Source organism: Pseudochrobactrum lubricantis (assembly GCF_041929865.1).
Taxonomy (GTDB): Bacteria; Pseudomonadota; Alphaproteobacteria; order Rhizobiales; family Rhizobiaceae; genus Pseudochrobactrum; species Pseudochrobactrum saccharolyticum.
This window is the reverse complement of the sequence record NZ_JBHEEE010000005.1, coordinates 226,632-241,400: the sequence shown is the minus strand read 5'-3', so window position 1 is coordinate 241,400 and position 14,769 is coordinate 226,632. Positions and strand designations below refer to the sequence as shown.

The window sequence follows — 14,769 nt, the reverse complement described above, 5'->3', positions numbered from 1 at the left end:
GGAGGATCGCGTGAAAAAACTTCTCGCTTCTGTTGCAGTTGCAATGTCCATCGCTATGCCATCCGCTTTCGCGGAAGGTGTAATCGACACATCCAAGGTCAATAAAGACCTCATCACCACAGCCAATGACAAGAAATATACCATTGCGACCGTTGTTAAGGTCGATGGTATTGCATGGTTCGACCGTATGCGTGACGGTGTGGCTCAGTTTAAAGATGAAACCGGCCATGACGTATGGATGGTTGGCCCAAGTCAGGCTGATGCGGCCGCTCAGGTGCAGATCGTTGAAAATCTGATCGCACAGGGCGTTGACGCTATCACCATCGTACCATTCTCGGTTGAAGCGGTTGAGCCGGTTCTGAAAAAAGCCCGCGAGCGCGGCATCGTGGTTATCTCCCACGAAGCATCCAACATTAAAAACGTCGATTATGACATCGAAGCCTTCGACAACAAGGCTTACGGCGCTAATCTGATGAAGCAGCTCGGCGAATATATGGGCGGCAAAGGCAAATATGTTGCCACTGTCGGCAGCCTCACCTCGAAGTCCCAGATGGACTGGATTGACGGCGCTGTAGAATATCAGAAAGCCAATTTCCCGGAAATGTCGCAGGCAACTGAGCGTCTGGAAACCTATGACGATGCCAATACCGACTACACCAAGCTGAAAGAAGCAATGACCACCTATCCGGACATTACCGGTATTCTGGGTGCGCCTATGCCGACGTCTGCCGGTGCCGGTCGTCTGATCGCTGAAGGCGGTCTGAAAGGCAAAGTCTTCTTCGCAGGTACAGGTCTGCCATCGGTTGCCGGTGAATATCTGAAGAATGACGATATCCAGTATATCCAGTTCTGGGATCCTGCTGTTGCCGGTTATGCCATGAACATGCTGGCTGTTGCTGCTCTGGAAAAGAAAAACGACCAGATCAAAGCCGGTCTTGACCTCGGCCTTGCCGGGTACAATTCTCTGCTCGCTCCGGATGCTGCACAGCCGCATCTGCTCTATGGTGCAGGCTGGGTTGGTGTAACCAAAGACAACATGGCTGAATACGACTTCTAATCTGTAAAGAGCCGGAGGCGGTAACAGGCTTGTTGCCGCCTCTGTTTTTACCGGAGCAGACTATATCCAAATTCAATCATGGATATCGCTCTGGTTTCTTTAATGGCCGCATATCACAGATGTCCGAATTGGTCCGGGTTGACTGTGAAATGCTCCAGCTCTGCGGGAACACATCCGTTCTGTCACAGGCAGGAATAATATGACTGAAAATCTGATAGAACTGCGCAATATCGGCATGCGCTTCGGGGGTGTTAAAGCCCTTGATGATGTGTCGCTGACCATCCGCCGCGGTGAAATCCATTGCCTTGCCGGTGAAAACGGCTCCGGAAAATCCACAATCATCAAAGTGATGTCCGGTGTTTACACACCGCAGGACGGCGAAATCCTGTTTGACGGCAAACCTGCCGGCAAGCTCAATCCTGTCAAATCCGTTCATCACGGCGTTCAGGTGATTTATCAGGACTTTTCCCTGTTCGGAAATCTGACCGTTGCCGAAAATCTGGCGCTGAACACTTTCCTGATTGAAGGCCGCAAAACCATCAACTGGAAACAGGTTCGCGAACTGGCACAGAAGGCGCTCGACCGCCTTGATGTAAAAATTAATCTCGATGCAAAAGTCGACAGTCTGCCAACCTCGGGCAAACAGATTGTTGCCATTGCCCGTGCGGTCATGGCCGATGCGCGCCTCATCATCATGGATGAGCCGACGACAGCACTGACCCGCCATGAGGTGGATGCACTCTTCAAGATCGTGCGCGATATTCAGGCACAGGGCATTGCCGTGCTGTTTGTCAGCCACAAAATGCGCGAAATGCTGGAAATCAGCGAGCGCCTCACCGTATTCCGCAACGGTAAGAAAGTCGCGGAAGGCCCGATCAGTGAATTTGACGAACCGGCAATTACCCGCGCAATGACCGGTCTGGATCTGAAACCGGACAGCTATGTCTGGCAGGCACAAGAACAGAGCACACAGCCGGTGCTTCAGGTTGAAGACCTGAAAGCCAAAGATTCAGCGACCGGCAATGTGTTGCTCGACGGGGTAAACCTGTCGCTCCATGCCGGTGAGATTGTCGGAATTTCCGGCCTGATCGGCTCTGGCCGTACAGAGCTCGCTTTGTCGCTGTTTGGTATGCTCCCGCAATGCACCGGAAAAATGCAGCTGAACGGCAAAACCATTCATCCGAAATCGGTGCGTCAGGCCATTGATCTCGGCATTGCCTATGTGCCGGAAGACCGCCTCACGGAAGGTCTGTTCCTCACCCAGTCGATTGAGCGCAATATTATTGTGACCTCGCTGGATAAGATGGTGAGCGGTCTCTTCATCAACCGCAAAAAAGTCGATCAGGTCACGAAAGAAATGTTCGACGCCATGCAGATTGCAGCACCGGGCCCGCATACACCGGTCAACCATCTGTCCGGTGGTAATGCGCAGCGCGTGGTGCTTGCCCGCTGGCTTCTGACCGGTGCAAAAGTGCTGATCCTCAACGGCCCGACGGTTGGTGTGGATGTGGGCTCCAAAGCGCAGATTCATGCGATTATCCGCAAGCTCGCCAAGGATAACGGCCTCGCTGTTCTGATGATCTCCGATGATGTGCCGGAGCTGGTGCAGAATTGTAATCGTGTTGTCGTGATGCATCGGGGCAAGCTGGTGGATGAATTGTCCGGCAGTGCCATGACTGAAGATGCCGTCAATGACCGGCTGAAGACACTGAACTGAGGAACCGGTCATGAAGTTCTATCAAACAACAGAATTTATCATCGCCTGCGTTCTGCTGCTGGCCATGATTACTATCGGTTTTATCAATCCGGCCTTCTGGTCGCTGGATAATATGTTCGGCCTGCTGCGCTCCAATGTCGTGATCGGCATTATGGCGCTCGGCGTGTTGCTGGTGATGATCTCCGGCGGGATTGACGTGTCTTTCACTGCTTTCGCGATTGCGGCTATGTATCTGACTGTTAAAGCCATGGTCGCCATCGGTTATGACGGCGTGGTTATTCCGTTTATCGCGGCCACGCTGATCGGTCTGGCGCTCGGCGCTTTCAACGCGGCGATTATTTACAAGTTCCGCATGATCCCGCTGATCGTGACACTCGGCACCGGCTCTATTGTACGCGGTCTGGTTCTTGGTCTGGTTGGCACCAGTATCGTCAACATCAACAAGATGCCGAAAGAGCTGATCGAATTCGGCAAGACCGATGTTGTCTCTATGACTTCGGCCACCGGTACGAATTTCGGCCTCACGGCGATGGTTGTGGTCTATCTCGGCATCGCGCTGCTCATTCATCTGATGCTGAAATATACAATGATCGGCCGCTCGATCTATGCCTATGGTGGCTCGCCTGAGGCGGCAAAACGCGTTGGCTTCAGCACCGCCAAGACCATTTTCGTGGTCTATTGTGTGGCCGGTGCGCTGGCCGGTTTTGCAGGCTTGCTGCATTCCTCGATGATCTGGCTTGCCAATCCGCGTGACTTTACCGGCCTTGAGCTGGAAGTGATTGCAGCGGTTGTGCTCGGCGGCGCGTCGATCTTCGGCGGACGCGGCTCGGTGCTTGGTACTTTGCTCGGCGTTTTCATGCTGGTGATGGTCAAGAACTCGCTGATCATCATGAAAGTCGACACCACATGGCAGAAAGTTGTCGTTGGTCTCATCATCATCATCGCCACGGCAATTACCGCATGGCGTGACCGGAAAAATCTGGTGTGAGCGGCGGGGATAAAGATATGAAAAAAGATATTGATACGCGCCGTTTCCTGAGCCCTGCAAACATGGATCGCAACATCCTGCAGCTGGTGATTATCACCGTGCTGGTTTTTGCTGCCATGAGCTGGCTCAATCCGGATAAATTCCTGCGCTATTACAATTTTGAATCGATCAGCTACATCATGCCCGAACTCGGCATTCTGTCGATTGCCATGATGATTGCCATGCTGACCGGCGGTATTGACCTGTCGGTTGTGGGGATTGCCAATCTCTCCGGCATTCTCGCCGGTGTCTATTTCCACTCCACCATGGTGCAGGCCGCCCAGAATTCCGACAGTAATATGCTGTTCTATACGGTGATTGGTGTGCTGCTTGCCTTGCTGGTGGGACTGGTGGCAGGGCTGGTCAACGGGATATTGATCGCCAAATTGCGCATCACGCCAATTCTCGCCACGCTCGGCACCGGTCAGGTATTTATGGGGCTGGCACTGGTACTCACCGGCGGCCCTGCGATTGTCGGCTTTCCTGATGCATGGAACATGATCGGCAATGGCAAAATCTTCGGTATTGCCACACCTTTCATCATCTTTGTTGCTGTGTCCGGTCTGATTGCACTGCTGCTCAGCCGCACCACCCTCGGCCTCAATCTGATGCTGATCGGCACCAATCCGAAGGCTGCGGTATTTGCAGGTCTGAAAAAAGACCGCATGATCCTCTATTCCTATATGCTCACAGGTATGCTCGCCTCGCTGGCCGGTATCATCCTGTCTGGTCGTACCAATGCTGCAAAATCCGATTACGGTGCATCCTATCTGCTGCAGGCCGTGCTGATTGCCGTGCTCGGCGGCACCAATCCGGCTGGCGGTAAAGGGCGTGTGCTGGGTGTGGGTATTGCGCTTGTGGCGCTGATGCTGCTGTCATCGGGTTTCCAGATGCTGCGTTTCTCCAATCATCTGATTGATTTCATCTGGGGTGCATTCCTCATTCTGGTGATTGCAATCAATGCATTCCGCAATTCAGACAGGTAAAGCCATGCAGGATATTTCCGTTCATCTTCGCCGTCAGGATTTCACCGACAAGCCGCATGAAATTGCTTCATCGGATGGTCTGACCGTTACTGCATTCCGCTACGCCACCGGCGTTGAAGCGCTGATGATTGAAAATCAGCGCGGCCATCTGATCGTTCTGCCCTATATGGGGCAGATGGTCTGGGGTGCTGAATTTGACGGCGTTGACCTGACCATGGGCAACAGCTTTGCCATGCCGCGTCCTGCCAAAACCATTGCCGAGACCTATGGCTGCTTTGCCTTCCATTCCGGCCTGCTGCGCAATGGTGTGCCATCGGCACAGGATACCCATGCCGCGCATGGCGAAATGCCATGTGCCAATATGGATGTTGCAGGTCTCATCTTTGGTGAGGATGAACAGGGCGCCTATGTCGAAGTGACAGGCGAATATGAATATGTGATGGGCTTCGGCGCGCATTATCTGGCACGACCATCCGTGCGCCTTTATGCGGATGACACATTATTCGACATCGAAATGGACGTGGAGAACCTCTCCTATGCCCCGATGGAACTGATGTATATGTGCCATGTCAACTTCGCCTATGACGAAGATGCCCGTATCATTCAGCCGACATCTTTCTCGCCGGAAGATACTAAAGTGCGCACTGCCGTGCCGGCCCATGTAACACCAAATCCTGACTATCTGGCGCTGATTGACGAGCTGACAAAAGACCCGTCCGTCATGGAAGTGCTGGACAATCCTGATCGTTACGATCCTGAACAGGTTTTCTATCTGCGCAATCTGAAACAGGATGAAAACGGCACCATTCATCAGATGATGAAGCTGGAACAGGGTGAGGCTTTTGCCATTTCCTATCCGGCGGCAGATTTCCCGAAATGCGTGCGTTGGGTTCTGGTCAATGGCGATGCGCAGGTTGCAGCTTTTGCCCTGCCTTCCACCTGCGAACCGGAAGGCTATCTGGCAGAAAAAGCCAAAGGCAATGTGCGCCTGCTGGCTCCGGGCGAACGCGCGACTTTCCCTGTACGCCTCGGCTATCTGGCACCTGCAGAAGCTGATGAATTTGAGCAGATGATCACTGCGCTTTAAGGCACTGATCCGGAACAGCTGATGGTGTTCCGAATAAGATTAAGTGCGGAAACAAAGAGATAGAGTAGTTCTGATGTCGAAAAAAATCGCTGTTGTCGGTTCCAATATGGTCGATCTGGTTACCTATATGGACCGTATGCCAGTTCTCGGCGAAACGCTGGAAGCGCCTTTGTTTGAAATGGGCTGCGGCGGCAAGGGTGCCAATCAGGCATTTGCTGCAGCACGTCTTGGTGCCGATGTAATGATGGTAACCAAAGTCGGTGATGATATTTTCGGCGACAACACTATTTTCAACCTGAAAAAAGCCGGTATCGACACCAAACATGTCGGCGTTATCAAAGGTAAATCCAGCGGCGTCGCCCCGATTTTTGTCGATAAAAGCGGTGAAAATTCCATTCTCATCGTTAAAGGCGCCAATGCCGATCTGCTGCCGCAAGATGTGGATGATGCAGCCGAAGATCTGAAACAATGCGGCCTGATCCTGATGCAGATGGAAGTACCGGTCGAGACCGTCTATCACACCATCGCTTTTGCAGCGGCAAACGGCATTGAAACCATTCTCAATCCGGCACCGGCTGCGGCTGATCTTGATCCTGAACGCATCCGTCAGGTGTCATTCCTCGTACCGAACGAGACCGAGCTGGCGCTGCTTTCCGGCATGCCGACCTCGACGGATGATGAAACCATTGCCGCTGCCCGCTCGCTGATTGCCAAAGGCATCCGCACCGTCATCGTCACACTCGGCGGTCGTGGCGCACGTCTGGTGACAGCAGATGAGGTGGTCAATATCGCACCGGTCAAAGTCACCCCGAAAGATACAACCGGCGCAGGTGATGCCTTTATCGGCTCTTTCGCACGGTTTTATGCTGAACACGGCAATGTGGCGGAGGCTCTGAAAAGCGCCAGCCTCTATGCCGCCGACAGCATTACAAAGACAGGCACGCAGAAATCCTATGCATCTCTCGAAGAGTTTGCAGAGTTCTGCAAAAGCCATAGCTAAACCAGAGCGGTTCCAGCCAATATTGAACCATTGGAACCGCTCTATCTATTTGCCTAACGCATTTCCGAACGCAAAACCGGCTCCCACTTTTGCTGGAAAGTGCTCCTAAATATGCTGCGCAAAACGCCTGATAACAGGCAGAACAGCGCGTTGATTTAACCGGTGCAATCACCGGAACTGACAGCTTTCCGGTTTTACCCCCGTAGCCGGAAACCTGTCAGGACAGCTTGCTTCCACCCAGAACAGGCCTCTGATTGCACCCCAATTTTACGGATATACGATGAGCACTTCTCATGCACGTAACACCGGAACCCCGCTGAAAACCGAATGGTTTGACGATATCAACGTCAACCGCTCGGCACTTGAGCGCCGTGCCGCGACCATTCCCGCCCGCCGTTCGGTGAAAAAGGAATATCAGGCTGCCTGGCTGGTACGCGCCATCCAGTGCATTGACCTGACAACACTGGCCGGTGATGACACTGCCGGTCGTGTGCGCCGCCTTTGCGCCAAAGCCAAAAACCCGATCCGTGCGGATATTCTGGAAGGTCTTGGCCTCGCTGATGCCAATATCACCACCGGTGCGGTCTGCGTTTATCCGACAATGGTTCCCCATGCGGTTAAAGCGCTGGAAGGCACAAATATCCCCGTTGCTTCCGTCGCCACCGGCTTCCCTGCCGGTCTTATTCCGCTGCCGCTGCGTCTGGCTGAAATCCGTTATGCGGTTGAAGAAGGCGCGAAAGAAATCGATATCGTCATCACTCGTGAACATGTTCTGACCCAGAACTGGCAGGCGCTTTATGATGAAATGGCTGCGATGCGCGAAGCCTGCGGTGAAGCCCATATGAAGGCCATTCTGGCCACCGGCGACCTGCAAACGCTGACCAATGTCTATAAGGCATCTATGGTTGCAATGCAGGCCGGTTCCGACTTCATCAAAACCTCGACAGGCAAAGAAGAAGTCAATGCAACCCTGCCGGTCAGCCTGACCATGGTACGTGCACTGCGCGATTACGGCGAACTCACAGGCCAGATTATCGGCTTCAAGCCTGCCGGTGGCCTGCGTACTGCAAAAGAAGCCCTCGTCTGGTTGTCGATGATGAAGGAAGAGCTGGGTCATGACTGGCTGCAGCCGGATCTGTTCCGTATCGGCGCTTCCTCATTGCTCGGCGATATTGAACGCCAGCTCGAACATTATGTGACCGGCCGTTATGCCGACCTCTCCCGTCACGCTGCGGCATAAGGAATTACGACTATGGCACAGATCAAGGATATTCTGAACACAATGGAATATGGTCCGTCTCCCGAAGCCAATGGCGATGTTGTTGCATGGCTGAAAAATCATTCCGCGCCGTTTGGTCATTTCATCAATGGCCGCTTTACCGATGCAGGCAATGCGCAGATTATTGATGTCATCAATCCGGCAACAGAACAGCGCCTGGCAGGCATTGCCAAGGGCACTGCGGAAGATGTTGATACCGCTGTCAAAGCCGCGCGCGCCGCGTTTGGCAAATGGTCGAAACTCTCCGGCCATGAACGCGCCAAATATCTCTACGCAATTGCCCGACATCTGCAGAAGCGTGAGCGTTTCTTCTCCGTGCTGGAAAGCATGGATAACGGCAAACCGATCCGCGAAAGCCGCGATATTGATGTGCCGCTGGCTGTCCGTCATTTCTATCATCACGCCGGTTGGGCTGAGATGGTGGAAGATGAGTTCCGTGGTTTCTCCCCTGTCGGCGTCTGCGGTCAGGTGATCCCGTGGAACTTCCCGCTTTTGATGCTGGCATGGAAAATCGCTCCTGCACTCGCTGCCGGTAATACGGTTGTACTGAAGCCTGCCGATCTAACCCCGCTGACAGCGATTGCCTTTGCGGAAATCTGCCATGAAGTTGGTCTGCCTGCCGGTGTGGTCAATATTGTACAGGGCGACGGCGAAACCGGTGCGCTGATCTGCGGCCATGATGATGTCAACAAGGTTGCCTTTACCGGTTCGACCAATGTCGGCCGTGTCATCCGCGAACAGATTGCCGGTTCGGGCAAAAAGCTGTCGCTGGAACTCGGCGGCAAGTCACCGTTCATCGTTTTCGAAGATGCCGATCTCGACAGCGCTGTTGAAGGTGTTGTTGATGCGATCTGGTTCAATCAGGGTGAAGTGTGCTGTGCAGGTTCCCGCCTTCTGGTTCAGGAGGGTATTGCGGAGCGTTTCTATAGCAAGTTGCGCAAGCGTCTTGAAACAATCCGCGTCGGTGATCCGCTGGATAAATCCACTGATGTCGGCGCAATCGTCTCCCCGTTGCAGGTTAAGCGTATTTCCGCACTGATCGCCAAAGGCGTGGAAGAAGGCGGTGCACTGTGGCAGACACCAAATGCTCTGCCAGCCAAAGGCAATTTCATCGCGCCGGGCTTCTTTACAGAAGTGGATCAGGCTTCCACAGTTTGTCAGGTTGAAATCTTCGGCCCGATTGCGGCAGCAACAACCTTCCGCACACCGGTGGAAGCGATTGCACTGGCCAATAACACCTCTTACGGACTGGCCGCTTCCATCTGGTCGGAAAATATCAATACCGCTCTGGATATTGCAGCTTCCGTTAAAGCCGGTGTTGTCTGGATCAACTGCACCAATATGCTCGATGCCGGTGCCGGTTTCGGCGGTTATCGTGAAAGCGGTTTCGGCCGTGAAGGCGCGCGCGAAGGGCTTTATGAATATCTGGTCAGCGACTGGGAAAAAGCCCTGCCGCTCGTTAAAGAAACCGATGCACCATCTTTCTCCGCTCTGCCTGTCGCCGGTGAGAAAGTGGCTGCCGGTTCCATCGACCGCACCATGAAAAACTATGTCGGCGGCAAGCAGGCACGTCCTGACGGTGGTGCAAGCTATGCGGTTTACGGCAAAGGCAATGTTGTCATCGGCGAAGCACCGCTCAGCAACCGCAAAGATATCCGTAATGCCGTAGAAGCAGCAGCCAAAGCCGGATCATGGGGCGGTGCAACCACCCATAACCGTGCACAGGTACTGTATTACTTAGGCGAAAATCTCGAACAGCGCCGTGCTGAATTCATTGAATTACTCACCACCAGCACCGGTGTTTCCGAGAAAAAGGCAGAAGAAGAATTCGACGCTTCAATCCGTCGTATTTTCTATTATGCCGCACAGGCAGACAAGTTTGACGGAGCCGTTCACTCCACCAAATCGCGTCATGTCACACTGGCCATGAATGAGCCATGGGGCGTGACCGGTATTGTCTGTCCTGATGAATTACCATTGCTCTCAATGGTCTCACTGATCCTGCCGGCAATCGCTATGGGCAACCGCGCTGTGGTTGTGCCGTCCGGCCGTCATCCGCTAATCGCCGGTGCTTTCTATCAGGTGCTGGATACATCAGACGTACCGGCCGGTGTGGTCAATCTCATCACCGGTGAACGCGATGTGCTGGCGAAAACACTCGCTGAACATGATGCCGTATCCGCGCTCTGGTATGTCGGCTCGCAGGCAGGCAGTGCCATGGTTGAGAAAGCCTCGACCGGCAATCTCAAAGCCACATGGGTAAGCAATGGCCGTCAGCGTAACTGGCTGGATACAGCACAGGGTCAGGGACGTGATTATCTGCGCCGTGCAGTGCAGGTGAAAAACATCTGGGTGCCATACGGCGCATAATTCAGATTACAGCGTAAAAAAGCCGCCGCCTGTTTTCAGGCGGCGGCTTTATTTATGAATCCTGTTTGCAATTTTACTTGTGTGTTTTGACAGCACTCAATCTTTTGCGGCGCAATTCACCCGGTGTCACCATCCGGCATTTTTTCAAGGCTGTAGTCATATGGCTCTGGCTGGAAAATCCTGCCCTGTCAGCAATTTCCGCCAGACAAATATCACTGCCGAGCAGCATTTCTTCCGCCGCATTCAACCGCAGCATCAGCAAAAACTGATGCGGTGTCTGCCCGAAACTCTCGCGGAAAGATGTCAGGAAATGCCCGCCGGACACGCCCAATATATCCGCCATTTTGGAGATCGATAATTTGCGCATATAGTTTTCACGCAAATAAGCTTCGATACGCCTTGATGCCTGATAAGACAGGCCACCACTCTCCTGCCGCCCGCTTCCTGCCCTCAGAAAAGAATGGTTCTGCACCAGTTGCACCATCAGAACTGACAATAAAGCTTTGATATAGCCTGCGCTGACCGGCGCATTTTTAAGCAGTTCCGCGCGCAGCAGATTGGCAATCAGCAGCGCCTTTGGATTTGGCAGTCTTGTCGGATGTGGGAATAATTCTTTGAGTGACAAACCACCGGTAATATCCTGTAAATCGCCCAGCAATCCGTCATCCAGTGCAATCTGGATATAGTCCGTTTCAATCGGCCAGCTCATAACATATTCAGCACCTTGCGGAATAATCAGCACTGATCCGGCTGGCGCGTCAAAACTTTCCCCGAATTTGCCCTGCAAAGACCAATGCAGATCTTTGATCGCCGCAAGCGTGATAATGACCACATAATGATTATGCTCACAGCTGAATTTACCGCTATGGCTCACAATATAGGCAATCTGATTATTGTAATGCACCAGATTCTTAAATGTATCAGAGAAACTGCTGTTCAGTTGTCCATCCGCCTCACGGAATAAAATCCCTTGTGAAACTGCAGCATGATCTTCGCCGTTGGCTGTAAATAGATTGTTCATCTCGCACCCTAATGAATTAAACATTATTTACTTGTAATATTTTGCCTTTCCCCTTCTGCCCGCATTTGCAGAAACTGCTGACGGCAGCGGGATGGCACCCCGATTTACACAACCTGTTTTACGCAACCTCACTCTTCACAAAATATCTACCATAGGTTGTATTAACCATGCAATTAAATTTTTACGAGACAAGTTAAATTTTTAATTCCCTGTCCGTATTTTTATTATCTTATTGATTTAATTATAAAATTTACAAGAATCGTAATATTTCAGATTATTGCGATGCTAAAGTTGAAAAATACAACCATTGTAGATCTCTGCACGACAAACAATTACAGGTTGTATTATCGTAACAATCATTGAACACGCCCGACTGATAAAACTGCGTGCGAAATTACCGTCTTCTCAGCTCCATCCCCGTCAATGCTGTGCTTTTAAGTCAATCCGGTTGGAAGTTTCACATTCCATTTCACAACACCGCAATTGTCTCATAATCAGGACATTAAGGTGTAAACTTCGATCTATACAGATGATTGGTGCAGTTTTATGTTCATATCCAGACGATAACACTTCACGAACCACCGGCTGAGCACAAACAACCAGCCATCAGTCAGTGAGCGTTATCAGAGGAAATTACGCGGCAGAACAAGCTGTCTGACCGCACAGCATATAACCCGTCCGCGAGGCGGATTAACAACTGAGGAGACTTAAAATGACCAATCCGGCAAATTTCAACGGCCAGCGTCCGGTTATCGACCCAAATGATGCAGTTATGCTGCTGATCGACCATCAGAGCGGCCTGTTCCAGACTGTCGGCGATATGCCAATGCCTGTTCTGCGCAATCACGCAACTGCGCTTGCCAAGATCGCAACACTGGCCAATATTCCGGTTATCACCACCGCTTCTGTTCCGCAGGGTCCGAACGGCCCGCTGATTCCGGAAATCCATGCCAATGCGCCTCATGCGCAATATATTGCCCGTAAAGGCGAAATCAATGCATGGGATAATCCGGACTTTGTTGCAGCCGTTAAAGCAACCGGCCGCAAAACCCTGATTATTGCCGGTACAATCACCAGTGTTTGCATGGCCTTCCCGTCAATCAGCGCGGTGCAGGATGGTTATAAAGTCTTTGCTGTTATCGATGCTTCCGGCACTTATTCGAAAATGGCACAGGAAATTACTCTGGCACGTGTGATGCAGGCCGGCGTTGTGCCGATTGATACCGCTGCTGTGGCTTCTGAAATCCAGCGCAGCTGGAACCGTCCGGACGCTCAGGAATGGGCTGAAGTCTACACCAAGATTTTTCCTGCCTACCAGCTTCTGATTGAAAGCTATGTTAAGGCACAGGAAGTTGAGAAGAACCACGAAGTTCTCGACTCAATGCGCAAGTAACAACAAAAACGGCAGGCGGTTTCCGCCTGCCGTTTTTTCATTAATACTAACACAAGCAATAAATATCTGAATTCCGCTTCAACTATTCGGAAGGGATATCAAGCCATGCGTTCTGTTCTCAAAACCACCCCTCTTATATTTGCCGGTCTGGCTGCGCTGATGAATCCTGCCGCAGCGAATGACGCAAATCTCATTCTTTACAACGGCAACATCATCACCATGAATGAAAACCAGCCTGCTGCAACGGCACTGGCGATTTCGGGCAATCATATTCTTGCTGTTGGTGATGACACGCTCGCAGAAAAATTCAGCACTGACAAAACCCGCCGCATTGATCTGCAAGGCAAGACTGTCATTCCGGGTCTGGTCGATACTCATATTCATGCCATTCGCGGCGGTCAGACTTATACATCCGAAACCTATTGGTATGATGAAACCAAACTGCCGGACGCTCTGAAAACTTTACAAGAGACAGCAGCAAAAAAACAACCGGATCAATGGGTAGCCGTTGTCGGTTCATGGTTACCGGAACAGTTTGAAGAAAACCGCGCTCCGACTGTGGCGGAACTGAGCAAAGCCGTTCCCGATCATCCGGTCTATGTTCAATATTTGTATGATTATGCTTTGCTCAATGAGAAGGGTATCGAAACCTTAAAACTCAATGAAGCCGAACCGGCCATACCGCAGGGTATTCAGGTTGAACGTGATGCGAATGGCAAGGCAACCGGTAAATTACTGGGTCATATCGGCTCCTATAATGCACTCTTTGCCAAGATGATGCCCGCAGATCGCGAACAGCAGTTGCAAAGCATGCAGGTATTTTTCTCGGCGCTTAACAGTGCCGGTATGACCGGTTTTATTGATCCATCCGCAGGTCCTTCTTCCGCCTATGAAAATCTCTTTGCCCTGCAAATGGACGGCAAACTGACGCTCCGCGCAGGATATCGCATTCCGGCCATGCAATCCGGTACCGAAGCAGAATGGTTCAAAAGCCTCATGGCCTTCCGCCAGCCTTATTATGACACCGGCATGGTCAGCTTTCTCGGCATTGGTGAATCCATCGTTGCAGCCATGAATGACGGCGTTCAGATGGGGCCTGGCTTCACCTCTCCGCAGGCAGCCAAAGACGAGTTACGCAAGGTCGCACAATTTGCTGCACAGCGCCGTATTCCGCTGGAAATTCATGCCTATACCGATGATGCAGCCAGCGATATTCTGACCGTGTTTGAAGATGTGAATACGACCTATCCGTTGCAGGATTTACGGTGGTCTCTCGCACATCTCAATACCGGTTCAGAAGCTACACTGGAGCGGATGAAAAAGCTGGGATTGTCCTACACCGTACAGATGGGCCCTTATTTTGAAGGCCCTGCAATTCTGAAAGCCAATGGCGAAGATATTGTTGCCAAATCCCCGCCAACCCGTGCAGCAATTGATAAAAATATTCTGGTTGCAGGCGGCACGGATTCAACACGTATCGGCATTTATGGCATCTGGCAGGCGATTGAATATCACGTCACCGGTCGCTCGCTCGGCGGTGTTATCCAAAAAGCAAAGGATCAACTGCTGTCCCGTGAAGAGGCTCTCGCGCTCTATACGAAAAACGCGGCATGGATCGGTTTTGCGGAGCAGAACCGCGGCACACTGGAGACAGGAAAACAGGCCGATCTCGCAGTTCTGGATCAGCCTTACCTGACCGTTCCGGCAGAAGAAATCGACAAGATACGCTCGGTTCTGACCATTGTAGACGGCAAAATCGTGCATGAAAATCTGCCGGAAACACCCGCCGACGCGCAATAAATATAGATTGCCGGACAGATAACAATAGCAGG

The 14,769-nt window shown here is 52.0% G+C and carries 11 protein-coding genes; 10 read left to right on the top strand and 1 reads right to left on the bottom strand.

Translation table 11 applies throughout. The features are described from left to right. Positions 1–10: 10 nt before the first annotated feature. The 8 genes from JNC80_RS12410 to JNC80_RS12375 all read left to right on the top strand — a co-directional run bounded on the left by JNC80_RS12410 (position 11) and on the right by JNC80_RS12375 (position 10,523). Positions 11–1,057, top strand: a complete 1,047-nt coding sequence (locus JNC80_RS12410) for an autoinducer 2 ABC transporter substrate-binding protein (protein ID WP_075656504.1) — start codon at positions 11–13, stop codon at positions 1,055–1,057. A 199-nt stretch (positions 1,058–1,256) separates the two neighbouring features. Continuing rightward, the gene (locus tag JNC80_RS12405) at positions 1,257–2,774 is read left to right on the top strand and encodes a sugar ABC transporter ATP-binding protein (protein WP_376710524.1); all 1,518 of its coding nucleotides are present in this window, start codon (positions 1,257–1,259) and stop codon (positions 2,772–2,774) included. A gap of 10 nt (positions 2,775–2,784) precedes the next feature. Continuing rightward, on the top strand, positions 2,785–3,762 hold the full coding sequence (locus JNC80_RS12400) for an ABC transporter permease (RefSeq protein ID WP_376710523.1): 978 nt from the start codon (positions 2,785–2,787) through the stop codon (positions 3,760–3,762). Between the two features lie 17 nt (positions 3,763–3,779). Continuing rightward, on the top strand, positions 3,780–4,787 hold the full coding sequence (locus JNC80_RS12395; protein WP_028233306.1) for an ABC transporter permease: 1,008 nt from the start codon (positions 3,780–3,782) through the stop codon (positions 4,785–4,787). 4 nt (positions 4,788–4,791) lie between these two features. Then, entirely contained in the window at positions 4,792–5,874 is a 1,083-nt protein-coding gene (locus JNC80_RS12390; RefSeq protein ID WP_376710598.1) for an aldose 1-epimerase family protein, read from the top strand. A 73-nt stretch (positions 5,875–5,947) separates the two neighbouring features. Beyond that, positions 5,948–6,874 (top strand): ribokinase, encoded by a 927-nt coding sequence (gene rbsK / locus JNC80_RS12385; protein WP_376710522.1) that lies wholly within the window; start codon positions 5,948–5,950, stop codon positions 6,872–6,874. Positions 6,875–7,154: 280 nt separating this feature from the next. Beyond that, positions 7,155–8,114 (top strand): deoxyribose-phosphate aldolase, encoded by a 960-nt coding sequence (gene deoC / locus JNC80_RS12380; protein ID WP_022709622.1) that lies wholly within the window; start codon positions 7,155–7,157, stop codon positions 8,112–8,114. 12 nt (positions 8,115–8,126) lie between these two features. Further along, a complete protein-coding gene (locus JNC80_RS12375; protein ID WP_376710521.1) occupies positions 8,127–10,523 on the top strand; it encodes an aldehyde dehydrogenase family protein in 2,397 nt (798 codons plus the stop codon). A gap of 73 nt (positions 10,524–10,596) precedes the next feature. On the opposite strand, the gene JNC80_RS12370 is transcribed toward JNC80_RS12375, so the two are convergent. Continuing rightward, positions 10,597–11,544 (bottom strand): helix-turn-helix domain-containing protein, encoded by a 948-nt coding sequence (locus tag JNC80_RS12370; protein ID WP_221719815.1) that lies wholly within the window; start codon positions 11,542–11,544, stop codon positions 10,597–10,599. A 712-nt stretch (positions 11,545–12,256) separates the two neighbouring features. Here JNC80_RS12370 and JNC80_RS12365 point away from each other — a divergent pair. Together JNC80_RS12365 and JNC80_RS12360 are read left to right on the top strand one after the other, a co-directional pair. Next, a complete protein-coding gene (locus JNC80_RS12365; RefSeq protein ID WP_022710659.1) occupies positions 12,257–12,937 on the top strand; it encodes a hydrolase in 681 nt (226 codons plus the stop codon). Between the two features lie 105 nt (positions 12,938–13,042). Further along, the gene (locus JNC80_RS12360; protein ID WP_376710520.1) at positions 13,043–14,737 is read left to right on the top strand and encodes an amidohydrolase; all 1,695 of its coding nucleotides are present in this window, start codon (positions 13,043–13,045) and stop codon (positions 14,735–14,737) included. The last annotated feature ends 32 nt before the right edge of the window (positions 14,738–14,769 follow it).